This window comes from Sporomusaceae bacterium ACPt, from assembly GCA_041428575.1.
GTDB classification, from domain to species: Bacteria; Bacillota; Negativicutes; order Sporomusales; family Sporomusaceae; genus Sporomusa_D; species Sporomusa_D carbonis.
The window spans coordinates 3815183-3830687 of sequence record CP155570.1; the positions used below are offsets into that span (position 1 = coordinate 3815183).

The window sequence follows — 15505 nt, forward strand, 5'->3', positions numbered from 1 at the left end:
CTGCCTTACCCGGAGTGAAATGTTACCCGAAAAACACCACCGGCATCTGCCGGCATCGTGAAAGAGGTTTTTATGATAAAAATCGAATCAAATTGGGTTGATTTACGCTATCTTGACGTCCTCGCCACACAACACACATTCATTCACCGGCTCAACCCCTGTATAAAGCTACTTACCACTCTTATTTTTATCATTATGGTTACTTCATTTCCTAAATATGAAATCACCGGACTGTTGCCTTTTTTCTTTTTCCCGGCAGTCCTGATTTCGCTTGGCAAATTGCCACCTGGCCCGTTGCTGAAGCGCCTAATTTTGGTTGCTCCCTTTGTCGTCTTTGTGGGAATTTTTAACCCGCTTTTTGATCATACGCCAGTTGCTAAACTCGGTTCTGTGATCATAACCGGCGGTTGGCTTTCTTTTGCCTCTATCACTCTCCGGTTATCGCTGACAGTTACTGCTGCCCTGATTTTGGTAGCAACAACAGGGATTGATGCTATCGGCTCCGCTCTGCTTAAAATGGGTGTCCCAAGAATTATCGTTGTCCAACTGCTATTTATGCATCGCTACCTCCATGTTTTACTAGAAGAATTTACCCGTAGCATCCAAGCCTACAGTTTACGCTCCTTCCATGGCGAGGGCGTGCGGTTTCGAGCTTGGGGATCTCTTTTGGGACAACTTCTTATCCGTTCGGTTGACCGTGCCAACCGCGTTTATCAGTCTATGCTCTGCCGGGGATTTGACGGCGAAGTACGACTGATACGAACAAGTACATTGCGCATATCAGATATACTTTATCTTGCAGGTTGGCTTGTCTTCTTTCTTTTCGTCCGCTGGTTTAATGTTCCACAAGTATTAGGCAAACTGCTGATGGGGGGCTATTAATGAGTCATCATATCGTCGAACTAAAAAATGTAAAATTTACTTACCCCGACCAAACCGAAGCGCTGCGCGGTCTATCGGTCCGTATTACCCACGGCGAATCAGTAGCCATCGTTGGCGCCAACGGTTCAGGAAAAACTACCCTATTGTCACATTTAATCGGTGTACTCTTTCCCACCGAAGGAACAATAAATATCGGCGGATATCCGGTAACTAAACAAACATTGCCGCATGTCCGGCGTTCAGTTGGTATGGTTTTTCAGAATTCCGACGACCAGCTTTTCATGCCTACCGTATATGACGATGTTGCTTTCGGACCATTAAACCTGGGGTTGCCGCCGGAAGAAGTAGATGCCCGGGTAACCGCAGCCCTAACAACAGTAGGGGCACTTGACCTAAAAGACCGCGCCCCCTACCGGTTGTCAGGCGGACAAAAACGTTCGGTGGCTATTGCCGCCGTCCTGGCAATGGATCCATGTATCTTAGTTATGGATGAGCCAACAGCCGGACTTGATCCCTTTGCCCGCCGTCAATTAATCAACCTGCTTAAGTCGTTTGCGCATACAAAGATTATTGCTACCCATGATCTGGACCTCGTGCTGGACCTTTGCGAACGGACCGTCATCCTTAGTGCCGGAACTATTCTTGCCGACGGTCCTACCCATGAAATTTTCAATAATGAAGACCTCCTGGTCCAAGCTCATCTGGAAAAGCCGTTCCGCATGCAAGGCTGCCCGGTCTGCAATCCACAACATAACTAAAATTGCTAACAATAGAAAAAACCCCGTCATCAAATTCCGCTACCGGAACTTTTGTGATAGGGTTTTTTCTACGTATACTTATTGACGCAACCAGCGGCAGACCCCGAATCATTACATTCATTCTGTCGCCGATCGGCTATGTGTATACTTTATTTTGTATTAATTATAACATCTGTGTATACAAAAAGCAATCATTTTGTAGTAATGCTATTTTGATATTTAATACTCTTTTACATGAGCTACTTTGAGGATACCGGCATACGCCGTTTACATAAAACAATAATTACCCCTGTGCAGTAATAGAAACCGGCCATCCACGTTGGGGGTGGCCGGTTTCTGTCAAATGTTGTTTATACTACTGAGATGTGGTAGTAATTTCTGAAATATTAGCTGGAGAAAGGTTAGCAAAAAAATCTTTGGCTACTTCTTCAATGTCTGAAGGTAGCCCTAGTTCAGGGAAATTATTAAAAACATATGTTTGAAGCGCAGGCAGCACTCCCGGTGAAATAAATAGCGTGTTTGATTCCGAAGTAGTTGGCTCCGGAGTGGAAGTAATAACAACATTAGCAGCGTTAGCCGGATTCATCAACACAGGTAAATTCGTATAGATAAAAGTTATCAGTATGTCCTGCCAATCTGAGTAAAGCAAGCAAACTCTCCTCCTAATTCCACCAACTGCCGCGGCCACCACCACAGCCAAACCCCATACAACTTTCCCTCCTTCCGCTTAGCTGTGATATGTGTTTCATCAATGTATTTTATGCAAAAGGCCACTCATTAGCTACTGCTATGATTTATGTTGGCGGTTTAAGTCTTAGTGCCGGACTTAATCAAAAAAATTCTTCATCAGGATCAAGGTACATGGAATAGTCAATCGGATAGAGCGGATAGGTCATCTCAATAGTTTGGGTCCGGTCATTCCATACAGCTGCCAAATTAAATATCTTACCAACATCGTTGATGTCAATAAACGGCTGACCACCAGCTACCCTTACTGTAGCCGAGTGGCCATGCAGCACCAATTTGGCAGCACCAGGCCGCCACTTTACCCGCTCACCCAAAGCCTTAGCTACAGCCAGTGCCGGCACGGCCAATGTCTCACCTATCTGTTGAATATCGCCGGAAATTATTTGCCCATCTAGTTTGGCAACAGGCAATATTAACTCCAAGCAGTTCTCACTGTCATTCCACACTTCCCTTCCCCCAAACAACGCCGGCAGGTCTTGAGCCGCAACATATATGGTATTACCACGCTTAACACCTGAGACGGTCTGGTTTTGGCGGAGTAATGTCCGGCTGTTTTCATCCCAGTCAATATGGGCCTTTAAGCTGTCAGCCAGCGCCATTACCGGCACATACTTTTTACCTTGCCAAGCCACAATACGCTCAGGACGTCGCTCCCCATTTATTTTAATATTATGAAGCTGGGCAAATACAATTTGACGATCGGGAATCTCTCTAAGCAAGGTTTGGAGAAATACGTCATCAATAAGTCCCGCCAAATCTGCTTCGGCCAATGCACCCTTAACATCGGCCATAGTAATCCTTTGCCGGCCGTACACATCAGGATAAAGACCGATAGACGCTTGTCCTTTCACATCGATCCGGACCTTAACCCGTTCATACTCAACTTTGACAGGTGTATCATAATCGACCTGTTCAAACAGTTCTTCAACATCTTCTTCACGCATGCGGATACAACCGTTAGAAACAGCCAGTCCAATTGACCAGGGGGCATTGGTGCCGTGAATGCCATATAGCGGTGCTATACCCATCCACCGGTAACCTAATGGATTTTCCGGGCCTGACGGTACTACATAATCTTTGTCCGAAGGATACCACCAAGGATTAACTTCCTTATCTATTATAGTAAAATTCCCGGTTGGTGTGGGAGTAGAGGGCTTGCCAATAGCAACCGGATACTCTTTGACGACTTTCTCATCTTGGTACAGTTCCAGAGTCCTGCTAGGAAGATTTACTACAATTTTTAGCAGTTCATCTTGACCCATAGCCTCAGCACTTACCGGTACAACATACATAAGAAGCCCGATAATAACCCAGAGAAACCATTTCCCTACCCGCATAATGCCATCCCCTTTTACTGCGAATGCTTAAAACAGTAACATATATGAAAAGGGAGATGCAGGTATGCGTTAATTTTTTTCGTACAAGCTATATGAAATCCAATAAAGATTTTTTTCTAGGCGTGTTGTTGGTAACGCTCCACCGCTGGCGCTTGACTTACGCTTATACTAACAACACGCCTGTACATCTTTATTGGATACTATATACAAAAAAAATTACGGCAGCGCACAAATTATGCACTGCCGCTTATTCCTATTAAATTAAATGATTTTAGAAACCTAACTCTTCACCGATGATGATGACATGAATATCAATAGCCATCGGCTTTTTATGCATAACTGTAGTCACATTGCAGATTCGGGTCGGCCCCTGGCAATCCATACATTGACCTGTCATGGTGCAAGGATTGGGACGGTTTAGGCGTTTATTATTGATTGGCGCGGCAAATAATTTAATCCTGTCCATTGCCGCCGCAACATCGGGAACTATTTTATTTACACCGGCAATAATAAAAACTTTTTTCGGTCCAAAAACCATGGCAGCCACCCGGTTACCGGCGCCATCGACATTGACAAGTTCGCCTTTTAAGGTAACGGCATTAGTCCCTGTCAAAAAGACATCAGCAGCCATCTCTTTGCGACGTATGTCCAATGACTCTTCAGGCGACAGTCCCGGTTTGTTGTGATTAAATACGGTGTTGCCCCGTTCTTCAAGCAGAGTATCAATGCCAATTTCTTTAATTGTCCAGGAACCACCAATTCCTACAGTAGCATCACCAGGAATAAGTGCGGCAAGTTGGTCCAGCGCTTCTTGCCTGGTGTCAACATAAGCAGCGGTAAAATTGTTTTTTTGCAGAGCTTCCACTACTCTGGTTCCAATAGTCTTATTATGCCAAGGGGTAAATTCACTCATTACAAACTCTCCTCTCACCTGGTTAATAGCCTCTTAGTCTGACAGGCTTAATCCATTATTATCCTATGTAATATTGACTTATGACCTAAGACTTTCAACCGCTTTTTTCGCCCACTGGGAATCCTGCAACACAGCTCTGCCGACACCGATAAGATCAGCTTTTCCTTCTGCCAGCAGTCGCTCAGCCGCCTGTGCTTCGGTAATACCGCCGGTAAGAATGACCGGAATCGACACAACTTTTTTAACAGCCATACTGAGTGGAGCAAAGTATCCCTGTTCATTATTGCCCGGGATGCTATATCCTGAAAATCCGCCGGAAATATCGATAATGTTTACGCCGGCTTTCTCAAATTCCCTTGCGGCAATTTGACTGTCTTCGAGCGTTGTTCCTCCTTCTGCAAAATCCGAAGCTCCCAGCCGCAGGAGAATGGGAAACTCCTCACCGACAGCCGCACGTACGGCTTCGATAACTTGAAGGTGAATCCGGATTCTTCCCAGCACATCGCCGCCGTATTCATCGGTCCGCCGATTGGTCAGCGGGGAGAAAAACTGGTTAAGAAAGTAACCATGGGCGGAATGAATCTCCACGCCATCAAAACCGGCTGCTTTAACACGGCGGGCAGCGGCGGCAAATGCCGCAACAATTTCACCTATTTCCTCCCGGGTAAGTTGACGCGGAACGCCACCTTTACGCGGGTTTTTTATTGCCGAAGGTCCTACCGGCGTAGTGCCGATGATTTCTTCAGCAGCCGCGCTCCCGGCATGATTTATTTGCATTACGGTCTTGGCGCCATTACGGTGAATCACCTCCGCCAGCTCTTTTAGCCCTTCAACCACACTGTCATCGGCAATAGAAAGCTGATTTTCACTGGCTTTACCTATGGGCTGAATGAAGCTATGTTCAATAATGATGAGTGATAGATATCCACCAGCGGATTTCTCTTTATAATAATTGAGTATGGCCGGGCTTACTTTCCCGTCAGGTTCAGCTTTGGCGGTGGCCATGGGTGGCATGACTAAACGATTTACCAGTGTTAAAGACCCCAACTGTAATGGGTTAAGTAAATAGGACATCAAAAACCTCCTTTGATTTGCAAATTCTCTCAACAAACAATTTTCCCTAATATAATGTTACGTATTAGAAAATCTTTTTACAAGTACGCACTTATTTGTGCTCTAGTATCGATTTATATACCATTTATGCATGGTCATGTATAAACTTTACCAAGACACCATCCGTACATCGGCCAGCTCTGCCATATCCTCGGCCGTATATTGGTTATACACCATATTCAGGTGTTTGGCATAAGACAAGCCATTAAAACTGCCGTTGGCCTGAGCCGTTATGGCTGCATTAAGCTTACCGGCAAACTCACTGGTAAATGCCACCTGACGCACGCCCCGGACAATACCATCGGCCGCGTCAACTACGTTGATTTTAAGTGTGGCGGCATCTGCGGCTTGTTCCGGATAGCCACGGGCATTACGCGGTACTGTATGCCAAGAGTACGGCGCATCATTCCAACTGTCTCTGCCGAACTTAAATAAGAAAAAAATTATTGGACCATCAATATATATTCTGAATTCGGCTGTACCGTTTTGAATGGTTTCTACTTCCTCAGGGGTAATTCCGGCTTTACTTATAAGCAGGTTATGCCCATCATTGTCCAACCGGTAAATGATCCTTTCTTCAAGCTTGTCTTCACCCACCTGATACGGCTGACCAATTTTGCCGGTTTGCATAGTTATTCACCACTTTTCCTTATAGCCAAATATCAACGCTTAAGAATATTTTTTTGACATAAGTCAGTAAATCTCCTTCAGCAGTAGTATTAATAATCAGATTGAATATTATCAAAAATTGGCATAACCAGCTGCTAATAATCCACCGGTTGTTTTCGGAAGACTAGAGTCAGGAGGTGATTTTTGTGCTGCAAAGTAAAACTACGGGTTGCAATAATTGCATCGAAAGCAGTTCTTGCGAATTTTCTTCAGAATTTTGCCCAAAAGCCGCACTCGACCTCAGCTTGGATAGCGATCTGACCTCAGACCCTATCTTTAAAAAATACCGCGAACTTTACCAGCGCACCGACAGGTAATCTACAACAGTCAGGAGGTGCTGTCGTCGTGAAAACCATGATTAAATACGCTCACGGTAAAGGGTTTAGCAAAAACCTTGCCACGGTCATAGTAGAAGCTAACCCTCGTACCAACCACGAAATTCAGGAAAATATTAAAAAGGCCCATCCCACGCGCCACGTTAACGGACAGGCCCATCAAATATTTTAAAGCGGCAGTTGCCGCTTCTTTTTTTAAACGGCAGCTGCCTTCATGTCCAGTTGCTCAACAGTATAGGCTAAACCGCTCTCAATGGTATAACAATATTCCACCGACATAATACCTTTTTTGAGCAAGCGTTTTTGCGCTTGGTAGCCAATCCGCATGGTAAGTACAGCATCACAGTCAGCCAGCGCCGCCAAAATGGCGCTTCGCCGCTTGTCTTCCTGACTGCAGTCATCGCCCTTGGCACAGTATTTGGCTAAATGGCGTGTCTCAACAAGTTCATATCGACTGTTATTTACCTGATAAATTTGAAATTCATCAGCCTGACCGAAATGGAGATCTACCAATTTACCGTATTTAGTAGTTACAGCAACCTTATAATGACCAACAAAAGAAACCGGTTTGGTCTCTACCGGTTCAGCCTGGCTTAAGCAGCTTCTAAACTCATTGGCGCGGTCCTGGCCGATCATCCCAATGGCATCAGCCCGGCACTGCCGGCAATGGGTCATTTGATTGAGTTCGCTGGCACACGCCGACCTGACAGCTACAATATCACGCATGCTTGTTTGCGGCAATCCGGAAAATACACTTCCTGGCGCAGGAATAAACGGCATGATATTGGTTAAAGCAGCCCCAAGCTCTTTTACCTTTTTAACAACATCAGGCACATGCCAATCATTAACTAGCTTGATCATAACGATATTGACTTTTACATGAACACCATGGCCTGTCAAATACATGATTCCTGCTTGCTGGTTTGTTAACAACAATTTGGAGCCTTCCGCTCCTACATACCGCTTACCCTGATAATGAACAGCACCATAGATTTGTGCTCCGACCGCAGGATCAATACAATTAACGGTAACAGTAACATGCTTTACGCCCATTTTAACAAGTTCAGGCGCGTATTCGGGCAACAGAAGTCCATTCGTCGACAAACAGATTAATATTTTTGAATCAGCTTCTTTTATTAAATTAATAGTAGCCTTGGTTTCTTCCCAATTGGCCAGGGCGTCCCCCGGTCCGGCGATACCGGCTACACTTAGGTTGGGAATCTCAGCCTTGACGCGCTCGAATTTGTGCTTGGCCTCAATAGGCGATAACACCTCACTGGTCACGCCTGGGCGGCTTTCATTATAGCAATCAAATTTGCGACTGCAATAATTGCAGCTTATGTTGCACCTGGGAGCTACCGGCAGGTGCATGCGGGCATATTGGGTTTGAGCATTGAGCGAAAAGCACGGATGTATATCGGTTAGCACGCTCGGCATAGAGCGGCCACCTCCTTTCCTAAATGTAGTATAGAAGATTATAGTTTGCTGTAAAAGACAAAAGGACTTACCGCATATTTAATGCAGTAAGCCCCGTTGCTTTTGGATGTAGTATTCGTTTGTCTCAATTCGACTGTGTAAGTATATAGCACTGCCTATCGGCAGTATAAGGTGTTATACAGCCAATAACAAAAAACCATGAGCATACTAATCACTCATAGCATCATCGCCGAAAAGTACTATTTATTAAATTTAATATAGCATAGATAGTAGCTACCTGCAATATCTCTACTATAATTCAGAAAATTGATTTTTCGATAATTGTCATTGACGGGAGTAATTTCCTATTGCATTTCCATAAATATCCGACTATAATCCTATATGAATATTGGCCGCAGCAAACTGCTGACAATCTAAAACAACGGAGGCTTTAGCACATGGAATCTGATAAAGATGAAGTACATGAACTCCTGGCAGCCATTGTATCGGCTCTCAACAACACCCTCTACGACATAGCCGCTGACAATGAACGCAATGGCAGCAAAGTAACCGCCAAACGCCTGGAGTTTTCCCGTAGAAAGATTATGGATGCCTGGGAAGTATATAGCCAAAAACGCAAGAATAAATAAAAAAGCTTTATGGGCCGTAAACCCATAAAGCTTTTTTATACTCTGTCGAAAACGATATCTTTGACTACTTCGCCGGCAATTATGAGGCCGGCAACAGATGGTACAAAGGCAATACTGCCGGGAATCTGCCGGCGTGACGTGCATTTGCGCGTTGTTCCCTGCGGGCAAACACAACCAACACTGCAACTGGAATTTTCAGTTTCAACCGGCTTAAGCGGCTCTTCCTTGGAATAAACTACCTTAAGCGAAGTTACGCCCCGCTTTTTAAGTTCCTGCCGCATTACTTTGGCCAAGGGGCAGACTGAAGTACTATAAATATCAGCTACTTCAAATTTGGTCGGATCAAGCTTATTACCCGCTCCCATAGAAGATATAACCGGGATATTTCTGGCCTTGGCCTTGAGCACCAGGTCAATTTTGCCAGTAACGGTGTCAATGGCGTCTACTATATAGTCGTAATCATCGGCGATTAACCCATCAGCCGTATCCGGCATATAGAATTGTTGAAAAACGGTTACCTCAGCCTTGGGGTTTATGGCAAGAATCCGCTCGCGCATAACTTCAACTTTGGGCTTGCCGATTGTTTTTCTGGTTGCGTGCAGTTGCCGGTTAATATTAGTCAAGCAAATACAATCATCGTCCACCAGCACAAACTTGCCTACCCCCGAACGGACCAACCCTTCAACTACAAACGTACCAACCCCGCCAATACCGAAAACAGCAACTTTACTACGCGCCAGTTTTTGCAGACCTTCAACGCCAATTAACAGTTCTGTCCGGGAAAACTCATGCAGCATATTGTCACCCTCTACATCCGATGTCCGTGCGTTTTATTAGTTTAACAAAATTCCCCAGAACAGTCAACCGCCTAGCCTCCCGCCTACTTGCGGGAAACGCGCGGCCGTATAACCTTACCGCATTTCGGGCAAACATGATTACCTTCCTGGTCTACCTCCATAACCGCGCCGCACTGAATATGCACCAGCATTCTGCCACCTCCTAAATTGATACCACAATAAACAGTATATGATGTTTGCGGAAATTTAGACCACGATTGCCAGAGACAATAGAAAAACTTTCCGTTAATGCGGAAAGCCTTAAGTAAATTAGGGTTCAAATAAACGAAAGCAGCGGGAACCCGGCCTTCGCCAGTTTCCCGCTGCTTATTTAATTTATCCGCCACAGGACTTTCGCTTAATATAGTATCCAATAAAGATGTACAGGCGTGTTGTTAGTATAAGCGTACGTCAAGCGCCAGCGGTGGAGCGTTACTAACAACACGCCCAGAAAAAAATCTTTATTGAATTTCATATAGTAACGTTATTTACCGCGGACCTGACGAACTTTTTCAATAAACTGCTTACCAATCTCAGTGATGGAAGCATAGTCACCTTTTTTGGCACCGGCAATCAGGTTGCCACCTACGCCCACAGCAACGCAGCCGGCTTTAATCCAGTCCTGCACATTATCAAGACTTACCCCGCCGGTCGGCATAACCGGAGCCTGAGGCAGCGGCCCTTTAAGCGCTTTTACAAAAGATGCGCCCAGTGGTGTCTCGCCAGGGAACAGCTTAATAATATCAGCACCGGCTTCCATTGCCTCTACTATTTCTTTGATGGTCATGCGGCCGGCCATAATCGGTACCTGATAACGGTTGCACAATTTAATGGTTTCGTTATTTAGTGACGGACTGACAACATATTGAGCACCTGCCAAAATAGCGATAATGTTTTACACCCTTTCCTTTGTCAACACTAGCTCCTGTCCGGTTCCGCTGGTAACCTTAACGGATTTTTCTCAGTTAATGCAAGGCTTTAGGGTTATCCAAGACAGAATTAACTAAAGCTTCGGTAATAAACTCTGTAAATACAGTCTCGAGAACGGTATCATGGACGGCTAAAATATCGGCATTTTCAAGACCGTGCCGTGCACTCATATACTCAAATAAACGGGCCAGCCCCCCCTTGTACGCCACTTGAGCCTCCGGTGGTATTTTGCTGCTAATGATGTCACAATATAGCAAACCGTAACGTTTACTAATGTCCCGCAAATGCAGCGCCAGCAAATATTTATAATCTTCCATAGGGTCCATAATATCTGCCTCCCGCCAGGAATCTGTAGTCTAAACTTCATTAACTACAACATCTGTTAAAATTTATCATATTTATTATATCATACTCCTGCCAAACGTCAGCAATGAAAGACATTATACAAGCAAAATGTTATCCTTCGTTATATATTATCAATGTAAGCAGCAACAATAATGGAAAAAAGCATGATGTACCGAATTCGGCACATCATGCTTTTTTCCAGTTGTCTATGGATAGGCTTCCTTATGCTCTTGTTACGCGTATGGTAATTCTTTTGGCTTGACCCCTGCCGATTTACCGTGCCATAAATGCAATCAGTTCTTCCCGGTTGGGTAATCCGTCATTGTCGCCAGGCGACATGACAGCTAAAGCGCCAATGGCCGTTCCCCGCTTCACAGCATCCTGTAGTGTCAATCCTTCCACCAGACCACTAACCACACCAACTGCAAAACCATCGCCTGCACCAACCGTATCAATAACTTTCTCAACCCGGAAGCCCGGTGTGTAAAAACGCTTGTCTCCTGAACTGGTATATGCACCTTCCCCGCCAAGCTTGATAACAACAGTTTTTACGCCGGCAGCATGATAAAAATCTGCTATTTCCTGGACATCCTCTCTCCTTGTCAGCAATTTCCCTTCTTCAATACCAGGGAAAACGATATCGGCCCGGCACGCCAGGTCGTTGATCACCCGCACCATTTCTTCTTTATCAGGCCAGAGACCGGGCCGCAAGTTTGGATCATACGATATTTGCACACCTTTTGCCCGTGCTTGTGCCATAAGTTCGTACACAATCTGCCGGCAACCGGCTGACAATGCAGGCGGAATACCGGTTAAATGAATGAGGTCAAAGCCATCCCAACGCAAGTCGGCTATTGTTTGCATATCCATGTGTGATGCTGCCGAATTTCTGCGCAGTGAAAATACCTGCGGGTCACCGCTTGAAACTTTCTGTTTCCATTGCATACCTGTAAAGTAACGGTCATCATGAGTTACATACATGGTATCAATACCGTTTTGCCGGAAGAATTGTTCAATCTGTTTACCAAACGGATCATTTCCCAATTTGGTAACATAGGTAACCTGGTGACCCAGACGCACCATACCGATCGAAAAGTTGACTTCAGCACCGGCGACAAAACGCGAAAAGCGTTCCACTTCTTCCAGTGGTCCTTCTTGTTCGGCTACAAACAGAGCCATAGGCTCGCCGATTGTAAGAATTTTACTCATAACCCCTCCTCCCCCATCAAACATCCCTTGTTATTTTGCTGCTTGGTTTGGTTTTTCTGTCTCGATCTTAGTATGTGTCTTTAGTTACCGGTTCAGTTTACCGGTTTCTATATAGTATCCAATAAAGATGTACAGGCGTGTTGTTAGTATAAGCGTAAGTCAAGCGCCAGCGGTGGAGCGTTACTAACAACACGCCTAGAAAAAAATCTTTATTGGATTTCATATAGATTGCGAATAAATACCTTTATCATTTTTTATCAATGATAATACCAAAAAATCATAAGTCAATATATATCTATCGGCTTCAGAAACTTATAACTACTAATCAATCGCGTATATCTTTCGGGCTATCTTCCAGCCGGTAGCCGTCTTAATGTTTTTTTCAATAATCTTGCGTACATGCACCACATTAGTGTCAATACCCTCTTCTTGAATGTTTACCAACAAATCGGCCTCCCAGATTATCTGGAAATCCAATCCGTTATTCTTAGCTGGCGTATGATGTCCACCGACAATGTAGGTGACCCTATCAATGGTATCTTGCCTTTCGCCTTGCCGCTCCATAATTTCTTTTACAATAGGTGGCCCTTCCATTTCCTGATAACGGCCGGCCGCAGAATTGTATTTTGCTTCAGCAACCTTAATACCGACATCATGAAGCAATGCGGTTATCGTAATAATCTTCCGCATAGACTCGTCTACGCCTTCTCCGTCCATGATAGTTTCAGCATAGCCCAAAACCTTAAGCGCATGATTGATCCGCCGTTGGTCCTCTCCAAAGTGACGTTTTAGCTCTTCAATATATACATCCCTAAACAAGTATTATCTCCTCCTAATGTCAGTCACACACAAACCAACCATAACTTTCTTCTGCGGCGCAATGTGGTGCAAATTTAATATCAGTATTAAACATTGAACCGGCTTATCGCTTCTCGTAAAGATTGTGCGATTTGTCCGAGCCGCTGGGCACTTGCGGCTACTTCTTCAGATTGCGATGTCATTTCTTCCGAAGATGCGGCAACGTTTTGAACAGAAACGGCTGCTTGGTTCGTGAGATGCTCGATTTCTTTCATCGCCTTCTCAATGTCACGGGCAATACCATTAACGTCATCTGCCACCGCCAGCGTAGCCTGAGAGTTCTTTAAAATATCATTCACCGTACCAGCTATTTTCGCGAAGCCGTCCTGAGCCTGCAGAATAGCGCCTGCTCCTCTTTCCGCAAGCGGGGCCGTAGTTTCGGTCGCCTTAGTCATTTTCGCAATATCTGCCACCATTCCGTTAATGATTTCCGCCACTTCCTTAGCTGACTGTTCGGTACCTTCAGCGAGCTTTCGAACTTCTTCGGCAACAACTGAAAATCCGCGTCCGGCCTCGCCTGCTCTTGCCGCTTCTATTGCTGCGTTAAGGGCCAGTAGATTGGTTTGGCGGGCAATACCGTCAATAACGGCCAAAATCCCCTTAACTTTTTCCGTTTTTGAATTTACTTCCAAAGCCAGCCGGATATTTCCTTCGGCAGATTCCACGACCGAGTCAATAGCGTCCGAAGCCACTTTCAAAACTGTTCGGCCTTCACCAGTTGTTTCCCCGGCAAGCTTTGCTTGACTTGTTAACTGGGAAGCCTTAGCCCGCATGTTGCTTGCCACACCAGCCAGACGGTCGGCGGTTGTCACCCCTTCACCAATAAGTTTCTCAGTAGATTCTGAGCTGCTGGCGATAGCCGTGACTCTGGCGGCAATCTCTTCTATGGCTTTTGACGAACCGTCGGCTACATTCACAAGCTGCTCGGAAGAAGCCGCAACAATTTCACTTTGTTCCTTTACCCCGGCAATTGTCTGCCTAAAGTTGTCTATTGCCTGTGATAGCGACCTTGACAACCTGCCGACTTCGTCACTGGCATCTGAATTAATACGCACCGTAAGGTCTCCGTCGCCAATCTTCCCAACTTTTTGGGCCAATTCATCAATTGGACGCAGTGTTTTCAAAAGAAATGCCCAGGCAATGAGAGCAACAATGATAAGCCCGCCGACAAGCGAGACAAGCATCCAGGTCAGGCTGGCGTAGAAACCGTTCTTAAACTCGCTGGTCGGTAAAGATACAACAACCGCCCAATCCGTGTTATCAATAGGAACGGATAATGCCACCGATTCCCGGCCTGCTAAGTCTGTGTAACTGACAAGATGCCCGGATTGCGCCTTTAACGACTGTAACAAATGATCAAGAATTTTCTTTTGCTCTTTCACCCGATCTTTATTTGTATGGGCTATTATTGCCCCATCCTGAGAAACAACAGCTGCCACTCCGGTTGATCCGACTTTGATTTTAGCCAAAATGTTTTGCAGCGTCTCAAGATCAACGGCTTGCAGCACCATTCCGACCATTTGGCCGGTTTCCGTTTTAACCGGCTGCGTTACAATAACCGAAGGAACTCCTGTTACTCTATTTATAATTACATCACTTATATGCGATCTTTGATCACTTAGAGTATCCTTAAAAAACTTGCGGTCAGAGAGATTATCTCCTATAGCTTTAGCGTCAAAGGGAGCCAAGGCCACCCTCTTGCCTGTCAAGTCGATAAAGTTCAGCCGGTCAACACCCCAAGACGTTCCAATATAAATATTGAGTTTCGCTTGTATCCGGGACTGATCGCCGGATTGTAAATCGGCGTCAGCACCAAACTGCTCGCCACTCTTGGCAAACGACTTAAACAGATCGCTAACCTGCCCTGCAAGCTGGATGGCTTGATTATTCATGGTCACTTCCGTGCTGTTCATGGTCTGACGGTACAAAACAGCGATACCGGCACCGCCAACAATAAATCCGGTTACAAGAAGTGAAATTAATAATAATATTACCGTTTTAGCTTTAACTGACATTTTCCTCACCCCAACCTTCCGGATTCAGCAAATAATATTTTCCAAATCTTGAAGAAATTATAACACAATATATATAATCTATCCATAATTATTCTTATTACAATGTTTTCATTTCAGCCACTTCCGGCTCGGCAGTACGCATTTACATTCAGCAAGCTGTCGCCCTTGGAATTCATGTTTATTACAGAAAGAACGCTTCAGTAAATGCTGAATAAAATAAAAAGAGACTTAGCTCGCCCTAAGACTCCCGCTTGCGAAAGCGTCTAGCGCAGCTTGGTTTCAGGTTATTGGCGCAGGTTAAGCCTGTTGCGATTCGTCCGGTCACGTCAGTCAGATAGGCGATTTCTCTGCCAGTCAATTGGCGTTGACATTTATTAAAATTTGCTTAAAATCCACATCTTGCTGCATTTTAACATAAACAGTACCTATATGTGCCTAACAATGATTTACAGGCATGTCATCATCTATTTGAGAGACACTATATTTGTGTCT

Annotated in this window: 16 protein-coding genes and 1 pseudogene; 5 read left to right on the plus strand and 12 right to left on the minus strand. The window is 45.0% G+C overall.

Annotation, left to right across the window (positions count from 1 at the left end; translation table 11 throughout):
- Positions 1-72: 72 nt before the first annotated feature.
- Positions 73-882 carry a cobalt ECF transporter T component CbiQ gene (gene cbiQ / locus SCACP_RS19465; protein WP_425059145.1) on the plus strand — a complete coding sequence of 270 codons (810 nt, stop codon included), beginning with the start codon at positions 73-75 and terminating at the stop codon, positions 880-882.
- Entirely contained in the window at positions 882-1640 is a 759-nt protein-coding gene (locus SCACP_RS19470; protein ID WP_425059146.1) for an energy-coupling factor ABC transporter ATP-binding protein, read from the plus strand. Before cbiQ ends, SCACP_RS19470 begins: the two co-directional genes overlap by 1 nt.
- Positions 1641-1995: 355 nt before the next feature.
- On the opposite strand, the gene SCACP_RS19475 is transcribed toward SCACP_RS19470, so the two are convergent.
- The 5 genes from SCACP_RS19475 to SCACP_RS19495 all read right to left on the minus strand — a co-directional run bounded on the left by SCACP_RS19475 (position 1996) and on the right by SCACP_RS19495 (position 6380).
- Positions 1996-2289: a hypothetical protein gene (locus SCACP_RS19475; RefSeq protein WP_425059147.1), complete on the minus strand. Its 294-nt coding sequence runs from the start codon at positions 2287-2289 to the stop codon at positions 1996-1998.
- Between the two features lie 181 nt (positions 2290-2470).
- On the minus strand, positions 2471-3724 hold the full coding sequence (locus SCACP_RS19480; RefSeq protein ID WP_425059148.1) for a L,D-transpeptidase family protein: 1254 nt from the start codon (positions 3722-3724) through the stop codon (positions 2471-2473).
- Positions 3725-3995: 271 nt separating this feature from the next.
- The gene (locus SCACP_RS19485; RefSeq protein ID WP_425059149.1) at positions 3996-4637 is read right to left on the minus strand and encodes a lactate utilization protein; all 642 of its coding nucleotides are present in this window, start codon (positions 4635-4637) and stop codon (positions 3996-3998) included.
- 78 nt (positions 4638-4715) lie between these two features.
- On the minus strand, positions 4716-5711 hold the full coding sequence (locus SCACP_RS19490; protein ID WP_425059150.1) for an NADH:flavin oxidoreductase: 996 nt from the start codon (positions 5709-5711) through the stop codon (positions 4716-4718).
- 147 nt (positions 5712-5858) lie between these two features.
- On the minus strand, positions 5859-6380 hold the full coding sequence (locus SCACP_RS19495; RefSeq protein ID WP_425059151.1) for a hypothetical protein: 522 nt from the start codon (positions 6378-6380) through the stop codon (positions 5859-5861).
- Between the two features lie 185 nt (positions 6381-6565).
- Here SCACP_RS19495 and SCACP_RS19500 point away from each other — a divergent pair, with 185 nt between their 5' ends.
- A complete protein-coding gene (locus SCACP_RS19500; protein ID WP_425059152.1) occupies positions 6566-6736 on the plus strand; it encodes a hypothetical protein in 171 nt (56 codons plus the stop codon).
- Between the two features lie 28 nt (positions 6737-6764).
- Positions 6765-6926 carry a hypothetical protein gene (locus SCACP_RS19505; protein ID WP_425059153.1) on the plus strand — a complete coding sequence of 54 codons (162 nt, stop codon included), beginning with the start codon at positions 6765-6767 and terminating at the stop codon, positions 6924-6926.
- Positions 6927-6949: 23 nt separating this feature from the next.
- Here the strand turns inward: SCACP_RS19505 and nifB are convergent, their stop codons facing one another.
- Positions 6950-8191, minus strand: a complete 1242-nt coding sequence (gene nifB / locus SCACP_RS19510) for a nitrogenase cofactor biosynthesis protein NifB (protein WP_425059154.1) — start codon at positions 8189-8191, stop codon at positions 6950-6952.
- Positions 8192-8628: 437 nt separating this feature from the next.
- On the opposite strand from nifB, the gene SCACP_RS19515 reads away from it, so the two are divergent.
- On the plus strand, positions 8629-8820 hold the full coding sequence (locus tag SCACP_RS19515) for a hypothetical protein (protein ID WP_425059155.1): 192 nt from the start codon (positions 8629-8631) through the stop codon (positions 8818-8820).
- A 35-nt stretch (positions 8821-8855) separates the two neighbouring features.
- Here the strand turns inward: SCACP_RS19515 and SCACP_RS19520 are convergent, their stop codons facing one another.
- The 6 genes and pseudogenes from SCACP_RS19520 to SCACP_RS19545 form a co-directional block, all read right to left on the minus strand.
- Positions 8856-9617, minus strand: a complete 762-nt coding sequence (locus SCACP_RS19520) for a tRNA threonylcarbamoyladenosine dehydratase (RefSeq protein ID WP_425059156.1) — start codon at positions 9615-9617, stop codon at positions 8856-8858.
- Positions 9618-10140: 523 nt separating this feature from the next.
- Positions 10141-10545: pseudogene (locus tag SCACP_RS19525) on the minus strand (bifunctional 2-keto-4-hydroxyglutarate aldolase/2-keto-3-deoxy-6-phosphogluconate aldolase); the annotation flags it as partial.
- Between the two features lie 76 nt (positions 10546-10621).
- Positions 10622-10912, minus strand: coding sequence for a hypothetical protein (locus tag SCACP_RS19530; protein ID WP_425059157.1), 291 nt, complete (start codon positions 10910-10912; stop codon positions 10622-10624).
- 292 nt (positions 10913-11204) lie between these two features.
- Positions 11205-12140: a sugar kinase gene (locus SCACP_RS19535; protein WP_425059158.1), complete on the minus strand. Its 936-nt coding sequence runs from the start codon at positions 12138-12140 to the stop codon at positions 11205-11207.
- Between the two features lie 321 nt (positions 12141-12461).
- On the minus strand, positions 12462-12959 hold the full coding sequence (locus SCACP_RS19540; protein ID WP_425059159.1) for an HD domain-containing protein: 498 nt from the start codon (positions 12957-12959) through the stop codon (positions 12462-12464).
- Between the two features lie 86 nt (positions 12960-13045).
- A complete protein-coding gene (locus SCACP_RS19545; RefSeq protein WP_425059160.1) occupies positions 13046-15013 on the minus strand; it encodes a methyl-accepting chemotaxis protein in 1968 nt (655 codons plus the stop codon).
- Positions 15014-15505: the final 492 nt, after the last annotated feature.

Bases quoted from the DNA above. Each gene is read 5' to 3' on its own strand.
- cbiQ (WP_425059145.1), top strand. From the start codon at position 73: ATGATAAAAATCGAATCAAATTGGGTTGATTTACGCTATCTTGACGTC.
- SCACP_RS19470 (WP_425059146.1), top strand. From the start codon at position 882: ATGAGTCATCATATCGTCGAACTAAAAAATGTAAAATTTACTTACCCC.
- SCACP_RS19480 (WP_425059148.1), bottom strand. From the start codon at position 3,724: ATGCGGGTAGGGAAATGGTTTCTCTGGGTTATTATCGGGCTTCTTATG.
- SCACP_RS19485 (WP_425059149.1), bottom strand. From the start codon at position 4,637: ATGAGTGAATTTACCCCTTGGCATAATAAGACTATTGGAACCAGAGTA.
- SCACP_RS19490 (WP_425059150.1), bottom strand. From the start codon at position 5,711: ATGTCCTATTTACTTAACCCATTACAGTTGGGGTCTTTAACACTGGTA.
- SCACP_RS19495 (WP_425059151.1), bottom strand. From the start codon at position 6,380: ATGCAAACCGGCAAAATTGGTCAGCCGTATCAGGTGGGTGAAGACAAG.
- nifB (WP_425059154.1), bottom strand. From the start codon at position 8,191: ATGCCGAGCGTGCTAACCGATATACATCCGTGCTTTTCGCTCAATGCT.
- SCACP_RS19515 (WP_425059155.1), top strand. From the start codon at position 8,629: ATGGAATCTGATAAAGATGAAGTACATGAACTCCTGGCAGCCATTGTA.
- SCACP_RS19520 (WP_425059156.1), bottom strand. From the start codon at position 9,617: ATGCTGCATGAGTTTTCCCGGACAGAACTGTTAATTGGCGTTGAAGGT.
- SCACP_RS19530 (WP_425059157.1), bottom strand. From the start codon at position 10,912: ATGGACCCTATGGAAGATTATAAATATTTGCTGGCGCTGCATTTGCGG.
- SCACP_RS19535 (WP_425059158.1), bottom strand. From the start codon at position 12,140: ATGAGTAAAATTCTTACAATCGGCGAGCCTATGGCTCTGTTTGTAGCC.
- SCACP_RS19545 (WP_425059160.1), bottom strand. From the start codon at position 15,013: ATGTCAGTTAAAGCTAAAACGGTAATATTATTATTAATTTCACTTCTT.